Source organism: Chitinophaga barathri (genome assembly GCF_003807585.1).
Classification (GTDB): Bacteria; Bacteroidota; Bacteroidia; order Chitinophagales; family Chitinophagaceae; genus Chitinophaga; species Chitinophaga barathri.
This window is the reverse complement of record NZ_RMBX01000018.1, coordinates 41,800-62,861: the sequence shown is the minus strand read 5'-3', so window position 1 is coordinate 62,861 and position 21,062 is coordinate 41,800. Positions and strand designations below refer to the sequence as shown.

Annotated in this window: 16 protein-coding genes and 1 tRNA gene; 6 read left to right on the top strand and 11 right to left on the bottom strand. The window is 51.7% G+C overall.

Going from position 1 to position 21,062, the window contains the following annotated elements:
• Positions 1–20: 20 nt before the first annotated feature.
• From EG028_RS26410 to EG028_RS26400, 3 genes are all read right to left on the bottom strand, one after another.
• Positions 21–3,221 carry a TonB-dependent receptor gene (locus EG028_RS26410; protein WP_162946641.1) on the bottom strand — a complete coding sequence of 1,067 codons (3,201 nt, stop codon included), beginning with the start codon at positions 3,219–3,221 and terminating at the stop codon, positions 21–23.
• Positions 3,222–3,384: 163 nt separating this feature from the next.
• A complete protein-coding gene (locus EG028_RS26405; RefSeq protein ID WP_120519254.1) occupies positions 3,385–4,605 on the bottom strand; it encodes a FecR family protein in 1,221 nt (406 codons plus the stop codon).
• Between the two features lie 127 nt (positions 4,606–4,732).
• Positions 4,733–5,335 carry an RNA polymerase sigma factor gene (locus tag EG028_RS26400; protein ID WP_120519255.1) on the bottom strand — a complete coding sequence of 201 codons (603 nt, stop codon included), beginning with the start codon at positions 5,333–5,335 and terminating at the stop codon, positions 4,733–4,735.
• Between the two features lie 347 nt (positions 5,336–5,682).
• On the opposite strand from EG028_RS26400, the gene EG028_RS26395 reads away from it, so the two are divergent.
• Positions 5,683–6,114 (top strand): hypothetical protein, encoded by a 432-nt coding sequence (locus EG028_RS26395; protein ID WP_123864802.1) that lies wholly within the window; start codon positions 5,683–5,685, stop codon positions 6,112–6,114.
• A 74-nt stretch (positions 6,115–6,188) separates the two neighbouring features.
• A complete protein-coding gene (locus EG028_RS26390; protein ID WP_120519257.1) occupies positions 6,189–6,881 on the top strand; it encodes a DUF1345 domain-containing protein in 693 nt (230 codons plus the stop codon).
• 55 nt (positions 6,882–6,936) lie between these two features.
• On the opposite strand, the gene EG028_RS26385 is transcribed toward EG028_RS26390, so the two are convergent.
• Together EG028_RS26385 and EG028_RS26380 are read right to left on the bottom strand one after the other, a co-directional pair.
• A complete protein-coding gene (locus tag EG028_RS26385; protein ID WP_120519258.1) occupies positions 6,937–8,787 on the bottom strand; it encodes a M1 family metallopeptidase in 1,851 nt (616 codons plus the stop codon).
• A 149-nt stretch (positions 8,788–8,936) separates the two neighbouring features.
• Positions 8,937–10,511, bottom strand: coding sequence for a beta-N-acetylhexosaminidase (locus EG028_RS26380; RefSeq protein ID WP_120519259.1), 1,575 nt, complete (start codon positions 10,509–10,511; stop codon positions 8,937–8,939).
• Positions 10,512–10,811: 300 nt separating this feature from the next.
• Here EG028_RS26380 and EG028_RS26375 point away from each other — a divergent pair, with 300 nt between their 5' ends.
• Complete coding sequence (locus EG028_RS26375) at positions 10,812–11,852, top strand: aminotransferase class I/II-fold pyridoxal phosphate-dependent enzyme (RefSeq protein WP_120519260.1); 1,041 nt, start codon at positions 10,812–10,814, stop codon at positions 11,850–11,852.
• A gap of 2 nt (positions 11,853–11,854) precedes the next feature.
• On the opposite strand, the gene EG028_RS26370 is transcribed toward EG028_RS26375, so the two are convergent.
• The 3 genes from EG028_RS26370 to EG028_RS26360 all read right to left on the bottom strand — a co-directional run bounded on the left by EG028_RS26370 (position 11,855) and on the right by EG028_RS26360 (position 14,985).
• Positions 11,855–12,679, bottom strand: coding sequence for an RteC domain-containing protein (locus tag EG028_RS26370; RefSeq protein ID WP_120519261.1), 825 nt, complete (start codon positions 12,677–12,679; stop codon positions 11,855–11,857).
• Between the two features lie 35 nt (positions 12,680–12,714).
• Positions 12,715–13,914 carry a hypothetical protein gene (locus EG028_RS26365; protein ID WP_120519262.1) on the bottom strand — a complete coding sequence of 400 codons (1,200 nt, stop codon included), beginning with the start codon at positions 13,912–13,914 and terminating at the stop codon, positions 12,715–12,717.
• A 222-nt stretch (positions 13,915–14,136) separates the two neighbouring features.
• On the bottom strand, positions 14,137–14,985 hold the full coding sequence (locus tag EG028_RS26360; RefSeq protein WP_123864801.1) for a hypothetical protein: 849 nt from the start codon (positions 14,983–14,985) through the stop codon (positions 14,137–14,139).
• Positions 14,986–15,342: 357 nt separating this feature from the next.
• Between EG028_RS26360 and EG028_RS26355 the strand changes: the two genes are divergently transcribed.
• Positions 15,343–16,470, top strand: coding sequence for a FecR family protein (locus tag EG028_RS26355; protein ID WP_120519264.1), 1,128 nt, complete (start codon positions 15,343–15,345; stop codon positions 16,468–16,470).
• 173 nt (positions 16,471–16,643) lie between these two features.
• On the opposite strand, the gene EG028_RS26350 is transcribed toward EG028_RS26355, so the two are convergent.
• Together EG028_RS26350 and EG028_RS26345 are read right to left on the bottom strand one after the other, a co-directional pair.
• Positions 16,644–17,738, bottom strand: coding sequence for a fatty acid desaturase family protein (locus EG028_RS26350; RefSeq protein WP_120519265.1), 1,095 nt, complete (start codon positions 17,736–17,738; stop codon positions 16,644–16,646).
• 142 nt (positions 17,739–17,880) lie between these two features.
• Positions 17,881–18,621 (bottom strand): 3-oxoacyl-ACP reductase family protein, encoded by a 741-nt coding sequence (locus EG028_RS26345; protein WP_120519266.1) that lies wholly within the window; start codon positions 18,619–18,621, stop codon positions 17,881–17,883.
• 74 nt (positions 18,622–18,695) lie between these two features.
• Here EG028_RS26345 and EG028_RS26340 point away from each other — a divergent pair, with 74 nt between their 5' ends.
• Positions 18,696–19,064: a winged helix-turn-helix transcriptional regulator gene (locus EG028_RS26340; protein ID WP_120519267.1), complete on the top strand. Its 369-nt coding sequence runs from the start codon at positions 18,696–18,698 to the stop codon at positions 19,062–19,064.
• A gap of 67 nt (positions 19,065–19,131) precedes the next feature.
• Positions 19,132–19,203 (top strand) — tRNA-Glu (locus EG028_RS26335).
• A gap of 296 nt (positions 19,204–19,499) precedes the next feature.
• On the opposite strand, the gene EG028_RS26330 is transcribed toward EG028_RS26335, so the two are convergent.
• Positions 19,500–21,053, bottom strand: a complete 1,554-nt coding sequence (locus EG028_RS26330; RefSeq protein WP_120519268.1) for a RagB/SusD family nutrient uptake outer membrane protein — start codon at positions 21,051–21,053, stop codon at positions 19,500–19,502.
• Positions 21,054–21,062: the final 9 nt, after the last annotated feature.

Here is a 21,062-nt window from a genome sequence, read left to right as displayed (position 1 = left end):
CGTTTGTTGTTTAAAGTCCATTAAAATGTAAGCTGGATGCCGGCGGTGATGTTTTTCAGCGGTGGCATTCTAAAACCCTGCGTTTCGGGGTCCATGCCTTCGTAGTTCGTGAACGTGAACAGGTTCTGCGCGTTGGCATATACCACCAGCCTGCTCAGTTTCAGCGCACGCGCATAATCAGACAAATCGTATCGCAGCGAAACGTTCTTCAAACGGATGTAAGAAGCGTCGCCCCAAACGGCCGTAGAGAGGCGATAAAGGTCCCAGCGCACATCGGCGGCCGTTGTAGTGGCACGGGGATAATTGGTGATGTCGCCTTTCTTGCGCCAGCGGTCCAGCGCACTGCGGTCTTTGTTAGCCATCACCCCGTAAGGGTTGGACTCATACCCGTAGTTGATGCCCGGGCCTTCCTGGTTCACGAACTGGAACAGGAAATCCAGCTCCAGTTTTTTGTACCGCAGGGAATTTTGCAGGCCGCCGTAGTATTTTGGCATGTATTGACCGAGTATCACGTAGTCCGTAAATTCTGAAATGGAGCCGTCGCCGTCAAGGTCGCGGAATTCAGCCACGCCATTATCCGGGTTCACCCGTACAAAATCGTATCCTTTCTGGATAGTGAGCGATTTGCCGACCACGTACTGGTCTTTGTACACGGATGTTTCGATCCCGTCATATTTTTTCAGCTTGTTTTTGTTGATGGTCAGGTTAAAAGAAGAGTTCCAGGTGAAATCGTTTTTCTTCACGTTCACGGTGCTCAATTCAAACTCCCAGCCGCTGTTTTGCACCAGCGCATCGAAGTTGGCACGCAGCGAGCCAAAGCCGACCTGCGGGGTAAGCGTATAATCTACCAGCTGGTTGCCGGTGAGGTTATAATAATAATTGGTGTTGAGGATAATGCGGTCATGTAGGAAACCCAGTTCCAAGGCTACTTCCGACTTCCTTGATTCTTCCCATTTATATTCATTGTTCGCCAGGCGGGATGGAGAGATACCGGTAATACCGTCGTAAGGGAAACTTACGGGGCTCCAGCTGTCGAGATAATCGTTGGTGCCGATGTTATCCGAACCAACCGTACCCCAGCTGCCTCTCAGTTTACCAAAGCTCAGCACATTGTTGCCTTTGATGAAATTCTCATTGGAGAAGATCCAGGCTGCGCCAATCGCGCCGAAATTGCCGAAGCGGTTACCGGGACCGAAGCGGGTGGAACCGTCGCGGCGGAAACTGCCGTTCAGCACGTATTTTTCGTCCCAGTTGTAGGTAATACGTCCGAAGGCGGAAGTGTAGCGGTACAGACTGTAGAGGAAAGTGCTTTTAAGGTTGCCGGCGGCTTCCATATTTTCAAGCAGTGCGTCGCTGGAGAAATTCGTAGCGTCTATGCGGTTCCCTTCGCGCAGGTTCTGCTGCCAGGTAGCGCCTACCAGTACCTGCAATTCACCTTTCGCGATCGTACGGTTATATTCCAGCTGCGGCTCCACAAGCCAGGAATTAACGTCGGTATTGCCGAAGTACGTCATGCTGCCGGGCGTGGACTGCGGGTTGAACACGATGTTCGGGTATACCTGCACCTGGTCCATGTTAGTGGAAGTATAACCGAGATTCACCTTGGCATTGAGGCCGGGCAGCACTGTATAACGGATCACGCTGTTGGCGATGAGGTTATTAGTACGCGTGTTGGACTTCCGCTGCAGATAAGCAATCGGATTCTGCTCATTATTGAACCAGTAAAACTTACCGTCGTCACCATATACGGGATAATTGGGCGCCACGTCGTAATAGTACGTGAGGTCGCTGGAGATGGAGCGGTCTTTTATGGTGGAATAGTTCACGGAGGCGGTAATATTGAATTTGCCGTCCGCGCTTTTATGATCAATATTCAGGTGCGAAGCTCCGCGTGTATAGGCGGGATTGTTCGGCATCACCGTCGTTTGACGGGTATAAGTGCCGCTGAGCATAAAACGCGTCTGTTCCGTACCGCCGGACACGGAGCCCTGCGCCTCGGTGATGTTCGCGGTGCCGCCGATCAGTTCTTCCTGCCAGTTGCGGCCTTGCTGTTGGTCCCATACGGTGAGGTCCGGGGCGTTTTCGGCGGTGGGGGTTTTACCGTCGTTGGCAAATGCTTCTCTGCGCATCGCCAGGTATTCTTCGGTGTTGAGTACAGGCAGCATATTCACCACTTTGCTGGCACCGCTGAACACGTTGAAGTTCACCCGCGCTTTGCCGGCCTGTCCTTTTTTGGTGGTGATCAATATTACGCCATTGCCCGCGCGGGAGCCGTAAATAGCCGTGGCGTCCGCGTCTTTCAGCACGTCTATCCTTTCAATGTCCGAAGGGTTGATACTTTGCAGCGGGCTCAGTTCACCATTGGCACTGTTAAAGGTATTGTCGTTGAGCGGTTCGTTGAAATAAGGGATACCGTCTATCACGTACAGCGGCTCGTTGCTCTGCAGCAGAGAATTCTGGCCGCGCAGTGTTACGTTGAAACGTGCACCGGGGAGGCCGTTGCTGGAAGATATGAATACGCCGGCTAAACGGCCCTGCATGGCAGCAAAGGGATCTACCACCGGGTTGTTGGCGATGTCTTTGCTTTTAATGGAAGACACGCTGCTGGTAAGGTTCCTCCGTGAGGCGGAACCATAACCGATCACCACCGTTTCATCCAGTGAACTTACCGTGGGCTTCAGCCTGATGGCAAGGGGATTGCCCGCCTGCGCGGTTACTTCACGGGTTTCGTACCCGATAAAAGACACCACCAGCACGCTGCCGGGTTCGGCGTTGATCGAAAAATTACCGTTCACATCCGTGACCGTACCGGTGGACGTGCCTTTGATCTTGATGCTCACGCCTATCAGGGCCAGGCCGTCATCTCCCGTTACGTTACCTTTTATTTCCTGCAATACAACACTGGCGGAAGGAGAAGCGGGAACAAGCGGTTTGGGACTGATGAAAATGGTTTTGTCTTTGATGGAGTAATCCAGCGGCTGTTCCTTGAACACTGCGGCCAGGAAAGTGCCCAGCGGCTGATTATCTGCCGTAATGGTTACTTTACTGGTGCTGCGCAGCAGGTCCCGGTCGTAAAAGAACAGGTAGCCGGTCTGTTTTTTGACCGCGGTAAACACTTCTTCGAGGGAAGCGTCCCGGAGAGAGAGCGATACGCTCTGCGCATAAGAGCCTGCAGAAACTTTCAGGCTGGCCACGATCATGAGAATGACAGTTAATCTCATAGTGCGTCTTAGTTTGGTTGAAAAAAGCCCAGGTAAGGAATGGGCCTTTGCATGATCATTCAATTGCATAGATTTGCATTGTTTGGATAATAGTAATAACTAGTTGGTTGCTATATTTCCTGACATTAGCCGGGGGCGGGTCCAAGCGCCTCCGGTTCTGTTTTTATGGTACTACGACGATCTTTTTTCCTTCTATACTAAAACCGATGCCGGTGCTGCGGAGCCCTTCCAGCACATCGGAGAGTTTTAAATTTCGTTGTATTTCACCCTGGAAGCGGCGTGAAGGCACTGCTCCCCGGTATTCCACTTCCACATCGTACCAGCGTTCCAGCTGGCGCATTACGGATTGAATGTCCGCGTCGCGGAAATAGAATATCTCATTTTTCCAGCCTATGGCTTCTTCGGTATCTACCTGCTGTAATACGGTGATCTGCCCGGAGCTGTTTACACGGGCCTGCTGGCCCGGGCTGAGCCTGCGGGAATCGTTGCCGGCGGTCACCTGTACGGCGCCTTCCAGCAGGGTGGCGCTGATGCCGGGCTCGTTGGTATAGGCATTGATATTAAAATGTGTGCCCAGCACTGTTACGGCGGTTTGCGGCGTCACCTGCACCGTGAAAGGATGTGCGGCGTCCTGTTTTACTTCGAAATAAGCCTCTCCGGTCATTTCCACTTTTCTTTCCGGCCCGCTGAAAGCTACAGGGAAACGCAGGGAAGATTCCGCGTTGAGCCATACGGCGCTGCCATCCGGGAGGGCGATGCGGAACTGCCCGCCACGGGGCGTTCTTAATGTATTATACACGTTCCCGGCGCCTTTTTCCCCTGGTTCGTATTCCAGTAATCCGCCGGTCTGTTTTACGGCGGCGCCCTGCTGAGCGATCACCTGGTTCCCGCTGCTGTCAAGGGATATGGTGGTGCCGTCGGCCAGTGTGAGTATGGCTTTGTTTGAGCCGGGCATAACATCGTTCACCTGCTGAACAGCTACTGCCGGCTGCTGTTTGCGGGGCAGGAACATCCAGGTGCCAAGCACCAGTACGGCAATGGCGGCGGCAGCCATCCACCAGCGGTTGCGGGAACGGATGGTGCGGAGCGGTGTTTCGGCTGTTTCGCCGCCCTCCTGTACGCCACTACCCGCGTTATCGGGACGGGGACCCGGGACGTTCAGGCTCCCGGGGAAATATTTTGCGGCAAACCGTTGCCAGCCCTGTTCCTCATCGGCAAGGGCGTAGGCAGCGAGTTTCCTGTGAAGGGAATCATCAACCGTGAGGGAGTCAAAAAAAGCCCTGTTTTCCGGTGAAGCCGCCACCCAGGCGTCCAGCTCTTCCTGCTCCTGCGCGCTCAGCTCCCCTCTCAGGAAGCCAAGCACCAGGAAAGCGGTCCTTTGCATTATCGGTTGATCTGGTTCCAATTTTAGTGGTTTTAATATAGAAACAACGATCCCTTCGTTTCGATGAAAGGAAACAGGAATTTTTTTTGGGATTATTTAAAAAAGGAGGGGTAAATAAGAGAAATATTTAATTTATACTCTTCAAAAAGGCCAGGTAGGCCATGAGCGCGGGCAGCAGGTTTTTCTTCAGTAACGCGCTCCTGATGAGCTTCAGCGCGCGCAGCTTCTGGGTACGGACGGTATTATAGGAAATACCCAACGTGGTGGCGATCTCTTCGTTTTTCCGGCCTTCCAGGTAACTCAGGGTAAATACACGGCGGCATTGGGTGGGCAGGTTCTCTATCTCCCGGTACAGCTCGCCGATGATCTCGGTTTCCGCCAATACGGGATCAAAAGTGCTGAGGTCATCCCCTTCCTGGAGATATACAAAGGCTTTTTCCCTTTCGTTGCGGCGTTCACGTAGTTTGCGGTAATTAAGACAGGCGTTTTTGGTGGCGATATATAAAAAAGCCTTCACGGCGGCGGCGGTAGGGAAACCGGCCCGTTTGTCCCAGAAGCGGGAAAAGGACTCCTGCACAATGTCCTCCGCCTCCTGCCTGTCAATAATGATAGATGCGGCAAAAAAACAAAGTGCCCTGTAATGCTGGCTGAATAAGGCTCTGAAAGCCTCCTGGTCGCCCCGGGCCAGTTTTTTCAGCAGTTCCTGCTCGTTATTTAGATTCTCGGACATTCCACGGAATAACAGCCTCGCCTGTGTTTAATGTTGGTTTCAGGGCTTAAAAATACCAAAATTCGTCCGCTTTTGGGATAAAGTGTCCGCTTTTGCAAACCACCGTTTTTGTACGACCGGTCGTCCCTGTACCGTACAAAACACCTTTGAGGGCCTTCAGACCATACACCATCCCCAAACCCGCCACAGATGCCGGTGTCCGCATAAATCCCAAATCCGGACAATCACCGTTTGACCCCTCCATTAATACCTATTTGCTTGCCAACCGCCTGTCACGGGAGTACTTTTACATCATCAAACAACACAAACACAAAACAAATTTTCAAATCCTAAAAAACGCTATAATCATGAAAAAGCTCATCCTCCTCGCCGCCATCGTTCTTACCGCCGCTACTTCTTTTGGCAGGGACATCAGCCGTAAAGTACAGGTTGCTTTCGCCCAGGAATTCGCAGGCGCCGCTAATGTAAACTGGTATGAAGTGGACAACAACTATATGGCCAAGTTCACCCTGAACGCCCGTAAAATAACCGCTCACTTTGACAAAGACGGCAACCTGATCGCCACTTCACGCCTTATTTCCGATGTAGAGCTGCCCTACGACGTGATCACCCGCCTGATCCGTAAATATCCTGACCAGAAGATCAACAATATCGTGGAATATGTAGTGGACGGCAACACTTTCTACTCCATTGTACTGGAAGGCGAAACACATTGGACCACCCTCAAATCAAATACTTCCGGCGATATCATCTTACTGAAGAAACTGCAGAAAGCATAATACTCTCCTTCCGCCGGTAAAATACTGAAGCGTGTACCAAAACGGGTACACGCTTTTTTTATGTAACTTTAATAATGCCCCTCAACGAACCCGGAAACAAATTCGCCAGCCTGCTGCTGCGGCTGCATCCCTTTCACAAGGTGCTGGCCGGCCTTGTGCTCGCCCTTGTTACGTACCTGCTGCTGCGCAATACAAACCTGAACAATCTCCTGATGTACACCCTGCTCTGGGAAGTGTTCGGTCTTACTTATATCATTATTACCTGGACTATATTTTTCACCCGCTCCATTGAGCAGATACGCAAACTGGCGCGGATAGACGATGGCAGCCGCATATTTGTATACTCCTTTGTCCTGCTGGCCGCCCTGGCCAGTATGGTCACGGTGATGCTGCTCATCCTCTCCAAAGACGCGGGAGACACTTCCATGTTGGTATATCTGCCGGTAGCCATCGGCGGGATATTGATATCGTGGTGGCTGGTGCATACCACGCTGACCGTTCATTACGCCAACCTGTATTACGATGACGATGAGACCGACACCACCAAACAAGCCGGTGGGCTTACGTTCCCGCATACCAAAAAGCCGGATTACTTTGATTTTGCGTATTTCGCTTTCGTCATCGGCATGACCTTCCAGGTGTCCGATGTACAGGTAACCTCACGGAAGATCAGGCGGGTGGCGCTGATACATGGTTTGCTTTCTTTTTTCCTGAATACTTTCGCGGTGGCGCTTACCGTCAACCTGATTGCGGGAATACGGGGTTAAAAAAATCCCGGCCGCCACAGGCAACCGGGATACTACACGTTATTTATTTTTCTTTTTATCCTTTCACCAGTTTGTTTAAAGTCTCCTGTGCCAGCGGGTGATAATTCTGTTTGTATTTCCCATAAATGCGGATGGCCATTTCTTTGCCCTTCGGCGTTTTCATCATTTCGGTGTACAGCGGCGTGAGGAATTTGCGGCGCCCTACTTCGCTGAGGAATTTTTCCATTGCGGGATAAGCGGGCTCGTAATCCGCCGCAACGGCCATTACAAACCATTGGTCGGCCATTTCGCTGTTGCCGGTTTGGGTGAAACGGAAGGTGGCATCCAGTTCTTTCATCTTTTCCTTGCTGATACCGCTGAGCGCGCGCAGGAAATACAGCCATTCATGAGAGCTCCAGCCGGTAGTTTGCAGTTCTTTCGCCGCTGTACTGCCCTGGAAACGTTTCACCTCTTCACTCACTTTCGTAAAACGTTTTTGTGGCGCCCTGGGGCAGTTGTCAGGGATGCCCGGGCCATATACCCAGTCATTGATCCTGATCTTTCCAGCCATGGCGGTATCGCCTTTGATGAGGTTGGCATCCAGGTATTGCAGGAATTGCGCGGTGTTCATGGTTTTAAAAGCGTGACTGTCGAAGTAGGTGCGCAGGAAAGTATCCAGTTTGGCGCGTCCGGCTGTTTTTTCGATCAGGCGGAGGAAGTGCGCGCCTTTTTCATAAGCGATATCCGTGAGGCCGTCGTCAGGGTTGCGGTTGCGCAGGTCCAGCTTCAGCCAGGTGTCTTTACTGTCTTTACCCAGCTCTTCCACGGTGCCCTGCAGGTCCTGGTAGCCCAGCTCCCACAGCATGTCCGAATAGTCTTCGCCCTGCATGGCTTCCATGATGCGGCGTTCAAAATAAACAGTGAATCCTTCATTCAGCCAGAAGTCTTCCCAGGTGGCATTCGTCACGAGGTTGCCGCTCCAGCTATGCGCCAGCTCATGCGCAATGAGGGATACCAGGGAACGGTCCCCTGCGATGATGGTAGGCGTGGCAAAGGTCAGGCGCGGATTTTCCATACCACCCAGCGGGAAGCCCGGCGGCAGCACCAGCACATCATAACGGCCCCAGCGGTAAGGACCGTAAAGCTGTCCCGCGGTGGTTACCATCTTACCTATATCGGCCAGTTCCCAGGCGGCTTTGTCCAGCATAGCGGGCTCGGTGTATACGCCGGTGATGCTGTCCACGGCTTTAAAAGAAATATCTCCCACTGCCAGGGCCATCAGGTAAGCAGGCACGGGCTGCTCCATCGAAAAAGTGTAGATGCCGCTGTCGTTGCGCTGCTGCACGTTTACCGCGCTCATCAGAGCCATCAGGTCCTTTGGCACTTTCACCCTGGCGGTATAAGGGAAACGGATGCCCGGGCCGTCAGGGCAGGGTATCCATGTGCGGGCGTAGATAGATTCCGACTGGGTATAAAGGAAGGGCTGTTTTTTGCCCATGGTCTGCGAAGGTTCCAGCCATTGAAGCGCAGTGGCTTCGGGAGAAGTTTTGTACCAGATCTGTACCAGGTCCGCCTGTTTATCCACCGGGATGTTCAGCCTGCTGCCCAGGTTGGGCACGGCCGCGTCCAGGGTATGCTGTACTTTTTGGCCATTTACGGTTACGCTATCGATAGAGAGGCCGTAGGTATCGAGTTTCAGCACGGCAATATCCTGCGGGTTCGCTACATGCCATCCCGCGATGCCCCTGATCTGTTTTTGACTAAAATCCACCTCGATATTGAGATCCAGGTTGCGGATATGGATGCTGTCCGCATTGGAAAGCGTGTGCAGGTCTTTCACCGGGGTGGTGTCTGCCTCCTGTTTTGGCGCAGGTGTTTGACAGGCGGCTGCGGCGAGCAGTATTCCCGCGAGCGTTGCGTATTTCATGAAGCTGGTTTTGATAAAGCTCCGAAGATATTACAAAATCCGGGGAGAAAGCGGGGGAGGAACACTTTATGCGCCACGCAAAACATCCATGGAACGGGAAAGGGCCGCCCTCACGGGTAGCCCTTTCAATATCATGATAAGAAAACAGGTTACCTGATGGGCTCCGGGGTGAGCTTCGGCGATTCCATATAATAAATGCCCTGTTCTTTCAGTAAAGGAAGATGCTGTTGCAGACGCTGTTCGAACTGCGGGAAATTGCGGCTGGCGGGTGCCGTCCAGGCTGCTTCGGCGAAGGCGATCAGGCGGGGGAAGGTCATATAATACATCCTCTCGGTGGTTCTTATGGTTTCCGTCCAGAGGTTCGCCTGGATGCCTTCCACCTGCGCGGTTTTATTTCCCACGGGTACAGGGAGTGTGGCGAGGGAGAAGTCGTACACACGTTTCAGGGGATTAAATCCGCCCTGCCACCTGCGGCCTACGAGGTTTGTACTGTCCTGCACGAAGTCAAAATAAAAAGGCAGGCGGGGACAGAGCACCACCTGGTAACCTTTATCCAGCGCATCTTTCAACTGCCCAGGTTTTTCCTGGCGCCACCAGAACACGATGGTTTCTTTGGCCGGCAATTCCGCCGCGGTCACCTCATCCCAGCCCAGCACTTTGCTGTTCAGCTTCAGCAGCGTATCCGCCATACGTTTGATAAAATAATGCTCCACTTCCAGCAGGCTGGTATACCCTTTTGTTTTCATAAGCTGCTGCACGGAGGGGTCCGTTTTCCATTTCTCAGAACCAAAACTCACCTCATCTCCCCCGATGTGGATCATCTGCGAGGGGAACAGTACGTTCACCTCTTTGAGGATATTAGCCAGGTATTGATAAGTTTCTTCTTTCCCCGGATTAAATGTGAACTCGGGATATTTGGCGGAGCCGCCGCCGCTGAACTCCGGGTAGGCTTTGTTCGCCGCGGTGGCGTGGCCGGGCATGTCTATCTCCGGGATCACCGTGATGTGCCTTTCTTTGGCGTATGCCACTATTTCTTTGATCTCAGCCTGTGTATAATACTGTGCGGGTGCGGTAGCATCACCAGTGTTGCCGATGCCGCCCACGAGGGACAGGCGGGGATATTGTTTTATTTCAATCCTCCAGCCGGGCTCGTCTGTGAGATGCCAGTGGAAGCGGTTCAGTTTATAAGAAGCCATTTCGTCCAGGATCTTTTTCACGACGGCTTTGCCAAAGAACTGGCGTGATTCGTCCAGCATAAAGCCGCGCCAGCCAAACAGCGGTTTGTCCGTAATGTTCCAGCAGGGCACCTGCGCGGCGGCCAGTTGGGGCTTCGCGGTACGCACCAGTTGCATAAAAGACATGAGGCCATAAAATATTCCTTCATCCCCTGCGGCGCTTACAGTCACCTGTGTGCCCGTCATTTCCAGCGAGTAGGCGGCGGGGTTATCCCCTTTTACCCTTTTCAGCAGGATGCCGTGGCCGGGCGTTTTGCCGGAAAGTACCAGCCGGATGCCGGCGTACTGGAGCAGCTGCTGTTGCAACATATTGGCGGAAACCAGCAATGATGGCTCGGAAACGGCCAGCGGCGTCTGATCATTCAGCTGGAATACGGCTTTTACGGGTGTGCTCTGCGAAGGGAGCGGGATAACGGGACAATTTTGCTGCGCCCTGGAGAGGAAGCCGGCGCACACGAACGCCAGCAAAAGGAAAAGAGACCTTATCATACAGATTATTACGTTTATGAAGCTTTAAAGATAATAATCTTCGCGAGCAGTGTCTATGTTTGAAATCGATGATCGACCATACGGCTACCCGGCCGCTGATAGAATATTAACCGCGTCAACTCCGGATCAAGTCCGCCTCATCTCCGCCTCATCTCCACCTTCCCTATATCTATCCTATATCTACCATGGCTGGTTCCAGCAATAACCCAACCATCTCCCGGTTATTTTCCTGTAAAAAGCAAAATAATATCATAACAACCGTACCTCTTCGCAAAACGCCCATATTTCCTAACTTTCAGGATGCTTAATCTTAGCCTGAATTATCCGTCTGTGCCCCGGGAAATGGAAGTATTCCTGGATTATTGCCGCCAACTGCCCGCCGGCAAACAATATGATATTCTGCATCCGCCTTATAAGCCGCTGGACAAATCCGCTGAAGCCGCGCTTGGCAAATGGCTGCACTTTTCACCCGAAGATCATCACATCACCATACTACCCAGCGCCAATGGCGGCCTTTCCGCAGTGCTTACCGGCCTGAGGGAAAAAATCAAGGAAATTGCCGTTGAACCGTTCACGTTCCCCGGGTTCAGGCAAAATGCAACGGCGGAGGGCTACCATTTAAGGGCAGTTGAATCCGATGAAGAAGGCATGCTGCCGGAGAAACTGGAAGAAACACTAAAACAATACCCCTGCAAGCTGATCTATATGCAACCCACGGTGCACAATCCCACCTGCGCCGTGATGTCTGAAGAAAGAAGAAAAGCCATCATCGATGTGGTGCGTTCGTTTGAAGACGTGTATATTCTTGAAGATGACGCCTACCGTTTTCTTCACCCTTCCCCGCCCCCGTCTTTCCTGGCGCTGGCGCCGGACCGCACCATTCACCTCTACAGCCTCTCCAAAGCATTTAACCCGATGTTAAAAGCAGGCTTCGCCATTCACCCGCGCAATGTGCTGCCGGACCTGATCAATATCGTGAGAATGCAAAGCAGCGGTGCCTCGCTCCTGTTCCTGCATTTCGGGCTGCACCTCATCGAAAGCGGTTTGCTGAAAAAAATCATCGATGAAAAACGCTCGGTAGCCCTGCGCAGTGCCGGGATGTGGAAGGATATCTTCAACGGCATCCCCTACCGCACTTTCCCGGGCAGCTTCCATTATTGGCTGCCCTGTAAAGATCCGGGCGCAACGGTACAAAAACTGCTGCGGCAAAACATTGATATTTCCAACGGGGAGATGTTCAGTATGACAGACGATAATCAATACGTACGCGTGGCGCTGGGCACCTGCTGGCACAAGGAAGAACTGCCGGATGCATTGCGTCTTGTGGCTGCGGCGCTGTAGGCTTATTCCATCTCTTCTATCCTTTTCAGCAGGCCGTCTTTGAGCCGGGTTAAGAAGGATGCCGTTTCTTTTTTGCGCATCCTGATGTCGCGGAAGTTGCTGTACACATTTCCGAAATCGATTTCAAGGGAGTTCTCAAGCCATTCGAATATCTGTTTCAGCTCGGCGGAACCATTGTTGAAACTGCCGTTCAGGTGAAGGGCATATACCAGTTCCACGAGGTCGGTTTTGGATTCCGTCCAGCGGAGGCGGGGCTTGTAGTGAAGGTTGCGGGGCAATGCATAGATCTGTTCCAGTTTGCCTATAATATATTTACTGACGTCTTCCAGCGCGATCAGCTCGGCCAGCCTGAAGGAGGTGACTGTGCAATAACGCGTGTCCAGCACGCCGTCCAGGTCTGTGGGGTATTCGTTGTTGTAATAACTGCCGCGGAGAAAATACTGCTGGTCTTTTTCGATGGCGCCGCCGCGGTAATAAAGATAAAGCGCGTTGTGCACTTCGAAGAACATGGTGATGCGGTGCAGCTCCTGGTCAAGGAATTTTTTGTAATCGTCGCGGATACTTTTGGGCCTGTCCGCTTCTATCCTGAAAAGCTGGCTGTAATAAATTTTCCTGCTGAGTATTTGCGGCTGGATGTTTTTGAAGAAATAAATTTCGGTGGCGGTGTTGCTGAACCGTTCGGGCACGGATTCTTTTAACCTGGCGGCAGCCCGGTCCGCCAGCTGCGCGCCTGTTTTATATCTTTCCAATACGTTCGGGATGCGGGTTTCTATCTCTGCCAGGTCCTGTTCCAGATTTGCCAGTAATTGCGTAAAATAACTTTTCATTTCAGCGTGATTTTGTCCAGGGTTTTAGTGTTGACTTAATTGTCGATATATGCGCGCATCTGGTCTTCGTAGTCGTTTAATCTGTCCAGCACCCTGTTCAGCCAGCTTTTGCAGGTCATCACAGTGGCGAGGCTCGGGTTAAAAAATTTTAATCTGAATACATCTTCCATCCCCGCATCCATCTTTTTCAGCTGCAGCATATCCGCCACGGTGGAGAATATCTGCTGGATGGAAGCGGAGCGGATGATCCCTTCTTCCATGTACACCCTTGCCATAAGCGCCGCCTGCGGGATCGTCAGGAAGGCCCTCATTTTTTCTTCTTCCGGGCTTACTTCTGTTTTATACGTCATGGTTTCCATCACGGTGCGGATAAAGATCCTTTCTTCTTCCAGCCATGCGTTCAGCTGGTCTTTGATGGGGAAACCGGTAGCGCGGAAACCTTTGCTGCGCGGGAATGGCGGGATCGTTTTTATTTCCTTGATGCACCAGGTGAGGGTGTTGATCCTGTCCTGCATGTTGCTGAACTGCTTCAGCCATTTGCGCAGGCGGCTGGTACAATAAAGGAAATATTCAACGGAATTGAAGTTGAGGTGTACAAGCAGGTAATGCACCTGGAGGTTGAACTGCTCCGCGGGCACCGGTTCGAAACTGGCCGCGGTGAGCAGCTGGCTGAGCATTTCGCGGTAATAGGTAAGCTCCCGGAAACAGAGGCGGACGTCCGCGTCATCAATAAACTGTTTGACGGGTTCCAGCAGCAATGCCAACAGGTCCGTATCCAGCCCGCATTTTTTCAGTTCGCGCTCCGCTTCGTTCACCCGTGGTTTCAGCTGTTGCCTTGCCCTTGCGGCGTAGCTCAGCGGCAGCGGCAGATCCGGCAAAAGGCAATCCCTGAAATGCTGTTCCAGCCCAACGAGTACGGCTTGCAGCATTTCTTCCACGGCGCCGTAGAACACATCCGTTTTATCCGGCTCAGCGGAAGCGGCCATTGTAGCGCGGTGGCTGAACCGGAAGCGGTGCAGTGCCTCCAGCAGGTTTACGCACATGGCCTGCCATTCCTGTATGACGGCGGCATGGGGCTGCCCCTCACAGGGTGTTGCTGAAAGCTCAAGCAGCTGGCCAGTGATCCGCAGTTTTTCTTCCTGTACCCGGCTGAGATAGGCGGGCAGGTTGTCCGTATTGTTCACCAGGGTTTCCGGACTTAACTGTACCGTTACGAAGTCGTTGAATGTTTTCATATGGCGGTGAAATTATTATTACATAATTTTTCCGGCAGCTGTTAGCGGGAGCAGCATTGTCTTGTTAAAAATGAAGAATAGGTTAAGAACACGCACATATCAATGTAAAAGTCCGGCTATAATTCTGAAAGATTTTACATCATCGTCACAGGTGTGAGAATTATTTTTTCATAGCCGGTATATCAGGTTTTTCAGGGGGTCAACCGCACGTTGTGGTATTCTCTAGGAATCCCAGGTAGTGAACAGCGTGTGCAGGAACAGCTTTTCTTCTTTTATCCATTCCAGCAGCTGGCCGCGGATGGATCCTTTACCGTTGTGCAGGGCGTATTCATTGGCTGGCATATTCTTCAGTTCTTTCCCGTACCAGATCAGCAGGGCTTTTTTTTCCTGAAGGGTGCGGAGCTGCGATACTTTCTGCCGCAGCATCCTTGTTGAGTACCGGAACAGTTCCGGCGAATTAAAATTATAAGTGTACAGAATATAGTGGATCCTTTCGTTTATGTCCATATGGCGGAGGGATTCCTGTGCCTGCAGGTCCTGTACAAGCCGCCTGTAATACATCACCATACCGAAGGTGAGCTGCGCGCCGGGCTGGCGCAGGGGCTGGAATATCAGCCTTACCAGTGTGCGGTCTGTTTTTTTATCGGTCAGGTATTTTTCCGCGGCGCGAATGCGTGGCTCAAGCTGAGCGGTTACGTGGCGGGCATAGGCTTCCGGCATGTAGATGTCTTTGGCCAGGTATTCCGGGAAATGCTGTTCAAGCGCGATCAGGATATCCAGCAATACGCCGGATACCTCCCCGTAAAAAACGTGCAGCGATTGCGCGGCCTGCTGGCGGAAAAGCTGCAGTACATCCAGCATGGCTACTGTCTGCATCTGGTATTGGCGCAGGGCGCGCACATTGGCATCCCAGCTTCCGGCGGCGGCCTGCTGGTCTATGCTCCGCAGGTCTGCCGTGATCCTGAATTTTTCGTTCCTGATCTCGTCCAGGTAAACGGGCATCTGGCCTTTTTCGCAGATCAGATCACCGGGTACCAAACGTACATACACCAATTGGTTTAGCCTGTTCATTGTTCACGCTGAATTTCCTTTTTATAAGATGCTCATACGGGTCAAAAAGGGTGAAATTGTGACACGCAATTTTATACCTTGAGATGCATGGTTATAAAAACACTTACATGATTGTGTGGGAGTGGCGTAAATGTTTCATGCAAAAAGGCTGCAGAGAGATGTTGTAACTTATAATTTAACTCAACAAAAATCCCTTTTCCCGCGTTTATATCCTATGGCCTGGAGCGGGCGTTATTAACAAAAAAATGGCTCAATTTGCCTGATAATAGCTCCCAAAACAGGTTTACGTTAACAAAAAGAAATTATTTTTCCTCCCGATTCACCCTACTACCTCCAATAACGTATCTATATATTCAGATGGAAAACGAATTTCAAATACGCATTCTCCTCGTTAAGGAAATTTTCGGCACCATTACTCCTGAAGAGCAGGAGAAACTGGACAAGATCCTGGCTACCAGCGAGGAGGCCCGGGCTTTGCGTATTGAAGTCAAAAACAACACTATTACCGCCAGCCGCAAGGAATTTTATACGCGGGACATGGAAGCGGATTTCCAGGAAGTGCTTCGCCGGCACCATCTTATCAGGGTACGGAGGGTACGCAACCGGCTGCTTTCAGCATTTATGGTTGCAGGCCTCCTTACAGCCGCATACTGGGCCTGGCCCCGGCTGCCTGAAGCGGTGCCCCCAAGGTCCGTGATGCCGCCCAGGAACCATGCCGCAATGCTGCAGTTCGCAAACGGGGAGACCATCACCCTGCAGGAAAGCGGCCTGCAAAGTTACCGGATAGGCGGCACCACCGTATATAAAGACAGCCGTTTCCTCCGGTTCAGCCCGGCCGACGCGGATGCATACGGCTGGAACACGCTGAACATACCGCCCCGCAAAGAGCAGCGCGTGTTGCTTGCCGATGGCTCGGAGGTATATATGAACAGTGCGTCCAAACTGCGGTTCCCATTCCGGTTCCCCCCGGGTAAAAGAGAAGTATATCTTGACGGAGAAGCATATTTTATTGTTCGTAAAGACCCGGTACGGCCGTTTATCGTACACGCCGGGCAGGCAGATATTCATGTGAATGGTTCCGAGGAATTTAACGTGGACGCCTATATGGCCACGAGGGTTACAACATCATTGATAAAAGGCGAACTAACAGTTGCGGCGGGAAACCAAAAAGTGCGTCTTCAGCCCATGGAACAGGCGCTGGTGGCCACGGAGCAACCGATCATAAAAAAAGTATATGACCCGACATATACCACGCAATGGGTGAACGGGGAAGTGTATTTTGAAGACATCACTATCCGGGATTTCGGGAACCTGACCAGCCGCTGGTTCAACACCACGCTGTATATCGATTCCCCTGAAGGGGGAGAAAAGCTGGTGAAGGGTAAAACCTTCCGCAACCAGCCGCTGGACGACCTGATAGACCAGATCAACCAGCTCAAGACAGCGGAGCTTTACTGGAAAAACGGTATGCTCCACGCAAAATAGAAACCTAATGTGCAGATTTATGATAGCAATTCCAGGCTGAGACAAACCTGTACGCTCCAACTAAATAAGTGATGTGTAGATTAATGATAGCGACTCCATCACGCTGAGACATTGAAAAAAGCCGCTCCCGTAAGAGCGGCTTTTGAATTCCGTTACCTGAGATGATTATATTTTTAAACGGCAGGCACTGCGGCTGTAGCTGGTTTCATACCGAGCATACGCATAAACCTGAAGTGTGAACGTACCGCGCTGGTCATGGTCGGCATACTGTTGTACTGCAACCCGAACTCTTTACACTTGGCTTCCACGATCTTGCTGAGGGCCGGATAATGTACGTGGCTGATGCGGGGGAACAGGTGATGCTCCACCTGGTAGTTGAGCCCGCCTACGAACCAGGATACCACTTTATCCTCGGGTGCGAAGTTCGCCGTGGTTTTGATCTGGTGTATCGCCCATTCGTTTTCGATCATTTTGTCATCTTCTCCCACTACTTCAAAAGTAGTTTCCTCCACTACGTGCGCCAGCTGGAACACGATAGCCAGGGTAAAGCCCATTACAAGGTGCATGGCGATAAAACCAACCACCCAGGCCTGCGTACCTACCAGCAGGATAGGCAATACGATGTAAAAAAGAACATACAATACTTTGCTGCCCCAGAACACAAGATGGTCCTGCAGTTTCATTTTCTGCAACGGGGTCCTGTATACTTTGCTGGAAAAGTATTTCACGAAGTCCATGATAAATACCCAGGCAAAAGAGGAAATTCCGTATATCAATATCACGTAAAAATGCTGGATACGGTGCATAGGCACCCATTGCTGGGTACTGCACTGGCGCATCAGCGGGCTTTTGGCGATATCATCGTCCACCCCGTCCACATTCGTGTAGGTGTGATGGATGATGTTGTGTTTTTGTTTCCAGATAAAAGCGTTCCCTCCCAGGGCGTTGAGCGTAAGGCCCAGCGCATCGTTCACCCAACCTTTGTTTGAGTAGCTGCCGTGGCAGGCGTCGTGCATCACATTAAAGCCGATACAGGCCAGGGTAAAACCGAGAAGGCAACTCATAAGGATGCCTGCCGCGGCATGCAGCGGGAGTGTGAGCAGGCACACATACAGAATTATGGCGGCGGGGATCAGCACGATCGTTTTCAGATACAGGTGCAGGTTACCCGTTTTTTGCACGTTATTCGATTTAAAATACTCTTCTACCGACGCTTTTAAGGACGGGAAGAACAAGGCGTTTTTGTTGTTAAAAGAAACTTTAGGCATTATGTAGGTATTACAGGCCGGCGTGAGTAGAAATGATGAATTCAGTTCGTCATCTGTTAAACACAGTTGGCATTCCCTGTAATACTAGACAAAATATCCCGGTAAATAAAATATATTACCCTTTGAAAACCCTATTGTATTGTTAAATATTCGTGCCGCCATCCACTACAAAACCGGCCCCCGTCACGTACCTGCTTTCAGGACCCGCCAGATAAGCCACCATGGCGGCGATATCGTCCCCCGTCCCGAACTCCGGAATGGCCATAATTGAACGCTCATAATCCGCATGCGGACCGTCCGCCGGGTTCATATCCGTATCGATGGGACCGGGGTGCACGGCGTTCACCGTAATGCCCTTCGGGCCGAGGTCCCGGGCCATCCCTTTTGTAAGCCCCACGAGGGCGCTTTTGCTCATGGCATAGAGGGCGCCACCGGGGGTGGGCATTCTTTCCGCCTGGCAACTGCCGATATTGATGATCCTTCCGCCTTTGCCCATATAGGCCAGTGCGGCCTTTGAGCCTGCAAATACCGCGCGTATGTTTACCGCTGTTATGAGATCAAAATCTTCCAGGGAAAACTCAGTAATGTCTTTGTAAAAAGCTATCCCGGCGTTGTTCACGATAATATCCAGCCCGCCGAGCTCACTGGCAGTGCGATCCACTGAAGCTATAACCGACTGAGGATCAGCACTATCTGCCTTAATAGCAAGGCCTTTTACCCCGAAAGCCTCTATTTCTTTCACTACGGCTGTTGCCTTCTCCGCGGAAGCATTGTAAGTGATGGCCACGTTTGCGCCTTCTTTTGCCAGTCTTTTGGCTATGGCCGCCCCGATGCCGCGGCTGCCGCCCGTAACGAGGGCTGTTTTTTGGTGTAATGTTTTCATGGCTCAAAAGTAAATTAGAAGTATTAATTTTGCCGGTACAGCTAAAATTGTTAAGTACTAACAAAAAGGTAAGTATGCGTAAACAGGACTCTACAAACGCCCGGAACGAAGCCAGCATTCTCCGCAACTGCGGGATGGCTTATGCCCTGAATGTGATCGGCGGCAGGTGGAAACCGACGATATTATTTAGCCTCCTGGAGGGGAAGATGCGGTACAACGAGTTGCGGAAAACAATCCCGGGCGTTTCAGAGCGGATGCTGGTGGCGCAGCTGCGGGAGCTGGAGGAGCATGGACTGGTGAGAAGAAATGTTTTCCCGGAGGTGCCGCCGCGGGTGGAATATGAGCTGACGGAACTGGGGCATTCCACGGAACCGATGCTGCAGTGTATGTCCGACTGGGGGAACATGCACAGGAAAAAAGAGCAAGTGATTGCGGTTCAATAAAATCTCCGCAGAAATTTTTGGATTTGTGGATGAAATACCTACCTTTGCCATCCCAAAAATGACCAATGCCGCGTTGGTCAATCGGCTAAGACGCCTCCCTTTCACGGAGGAATGACGGGTTCGACTCCCGTACGCGGTACAACAAAAAGGTTGCTTAATAGCAGCCTTTTTTGTTTATATACACCGGTGGCGGTGTGTTAATCTACTAAAACACCTTTGTTCTCAACCTGGCTCAAGCCCCTATCAAGCGGTGCCATACATTAGATACGAACCTGCTCGCCAACACCGTGTCGAAGATTTACACCATACAATGTGTGCCAAACAATTTCCTCGTCTTCCCGCGAAGATGCAGTCATGTATTTTCCGGATAAAAAAAGACCGGCAAAAGCCGGCCCTTTTCAAACTACTCTCCTTTCCTAAAAAATACCGGGGTTATCAATAATCAGGATTCTGCTCCAGCACCGGCGCATTCCGGTCTATCTCCGTCTGTGGAATAGGCCACAGATCGTAATGCGCTTCATATTTTGTTTTGATGTTCGGCTCCCGTGGATTCTTTACGAAGCCGTTCAGTTTTTCCCGCGCTATGCCCCACCTTCTCAGGTCGAAGTAACGCAGGCCTTCCAGGGCAAATTCCACTCTCCTTTCATGCCGGATGCGCGCACGCATGGCATCCTTGTCCAGGCCGGCGGGAAGGTCCGGCATATTCACCCGGTTCCTCACTTCCTTCATGGCACTGTATACACCGGCGTCCGGGCCTGCTGCTTCATTCTGCGCTTCGGCGTACATCAGCAGCACGTCCGCATAACGAAGCAATACAAAATCACCGTCATCTATGGTGCCGTAGTCAGGGTCTACCAGCGAGGGATCCAGCCATTTTTTCACCGCGTAATATCCTTCCAGCCAGCTGTCTTTCCCCGGCGTAGCCACGGCGAGCGCGCCTGTGAACGGCCAGCCCTGCGTTTTGGTATCCCCCGGGAAAAAGAAGGTCATGCGCATACGCGGATCACGGTTCTCATACGGTTTGCCTTTTACATATACGGCTGAAGACGCGGTATCTTTTCCATCCGCCGCTTCATATTCATCGATCAGGTCCTGTGTGGCCAGCTCGCCCTTCCAGCGTTGCAGATGCACTGCTACGGCCACATCCTGATGCAGGATGTTCGGGCGCAGGTATTTCACGGAAAACATGATCTCTTTGCTGTTGTTCTGGTCGGGTTTGTGAAAATTCCCCGCATAGTTCGCATATAGGATGTACTTTTTGCCTGTGATGATTTGCTGCGCCAGCGCGGCGGCTTCCGGGTACTTTTTCTGGAACAGCAGCGCGCGCACTTTGTATCCCTGTGCAGTAGTTTTGGTGGCATGCCCGTCCCCATAAGCAACATCCGGCAGTACTGCAATGGCCGCATCCAGGTCTGATTCCACCAGCGCCAATACCTCGGCTTTCGTGGATTTTGCTTTCACCGCGCTGAAATCCTCGGTAAAAGGATCATCCGTGGTGATGACCGTATTGCCATATAGCTGGGCGAGCCAAAAATAATTGAAGGCCCGGATAAAATGCGCTTCTCCTTTGTAACGGGCCAGCTTGTCACCGCTCAGCACCTTCTCCACATTCGCGAGAAAATTGTTGGAAGCCGCAATGGCCCTGTAACAATTGAGATAATAATTGTACACAAAATCACCGGACTGCGGCGTAATACCGGAGGACAATGCGGCCTGGCCGCCGCCGTAGTTATATTGACCGTAAGAATCGTCGGTAAAATTATCCCAGGAGAATACCGTAAACATAGATGTGGCATAACCGCCGCCACCGGCGTAAAGATAATTGTACAGGCCTGTCAATGCCAGGTCTGCGTCGGCCTCCGTTTTCCAGAAAACGGCAGACGATAACCTGTCAGGAGGCGTAACATCCAGAAAACCCTTTTTGCAGCCCGGCAGCACCGTAAATGCAAAACACAGGAGCAGAACGAGATATTGCTGATACTTTTTCATATGCTGATA

What these genes read in the sequence shown, in the direction of transcription:
- EG028_RS26410 (WP_162946641.1), bottom strand. Translation starts at nt 3,221, where the DNA reads ATGAGATTAACTGTCATTCTCATGATCGTGGCCAGCCTGAAAGTTTCT.
- EG028_RS26405 (WP_120519254.1), bottom strand. Translation starts at nt 4,605, where the DNA reads ATGCAAAGGACCGCTTTCCTGGTGCTTGGCTTCCTGAGAGGGGAGCTG.
- EG028_RS26400 (WP_120519255.1), bottom strand. Translation starts at nt 5,335, where the DNA reads ATGTCCGAGAATCTAAATAACGAGCAGGAACTGCTGAAAAAACTGGCC.
- EG028_RS26395 (WP_123864802.1), top strand. Translation starts at nt 5,683, where the DNA reads ATGAAAAAGCTCATCCTCCTCGCCGCCATCGTTCTTACCGCCGCTACT.
- EG028_RS26390 (WP_120519257.1), top strand. Translation starts at nt 6,189, where the DNA reads ATGCCCCTCAACGAACCCGGAAACAAATTCGCCAGCCTGCTGCTGCGG.
- EG028_RS26385 (WP_120519258.1), bottom strand. Translation starts at nt 8,787, where the DNA reads ATGAAATACGCAACGCTCGCGGGAATACTGCTCGCCGCAGCCGCCTGT.
- EG028_RS26380 (WP_120519259.1), bottom strand. Translation starts at nt 10,511, where the DNA reads ATGATAAGGTCTCTTTTCCTTTTGCTGGCGTTCGTGTGCGCCGGCTTC.
- EG028_RS26375 (WP_120519260.1), top strand. Translation starts at nt 10,812, where the DNA reads ATGCTTAATCTTAGCCTGAATTATCCGTCTGTGCCCCGGGAAATGGAA.
- EG028_RS26370 (WP_120519261.1), bottom strand. Translation starts at nt 12,679, where the DNA reads ATGAAAAGTTATTTTACGCAATTACTGGCAAATCTGGAACAGGACCTG.
- EG028_RS26365 (WP_120519262.1), bottom strand. Translation starts at nt 13,914, where the DNA reads ATGAAAACATTCAACGACTTCGTAACGGTACAGTTAAGTCCGGAAACC.
- EG028_RS26360 (WP_123864801.1), bottom strand. Translation starts at nt 14,985, where the DNA reads ATGAACAGGCTAAACCAATTGGTGTATGTACGTTTGGTACCCGGTGAT.
- EG028_RS26355 (WP_120519264.1), top strand. Translation starts at nt 15,343, where the DNA reads ATGGAAAACGAATTTCAAATACGCATTCTCCTCGTTAAGGAAATTTTC.
- EG028_RS26350 (WP_120519265.1), bottom strand. Translation starts at nt 17,738, where the DNA reads ATGCCTAAAGTTTCTTTTAACAACAAAAACGCCTTGTTCTTCCCGTCC.
- EG028_RS26345 (WP_120519266.1), bottom strand. Translation starts at nt 18,621, where the DNA reads ATGAAAACATTACACCAAAAAACAGCCCTCGTTACGGGCGGCAGCCGC.
- EG028_RS26340 (WP_120519267.1), top strand. Translation starts at nt 18,696, where the DNA reads ATGCGTAAACAGGACTCTACAAACGCCCGGAACGAAGCCAGCATTCTC.
- EG028_RS26330 (WP_120519268.1), bottom strand. Translation starts at nt 21,053, where the DNA reads ATGAAAAAGTATCAGCAATATCTCGTTCTGCTCCTGTGTTTTGCATTT.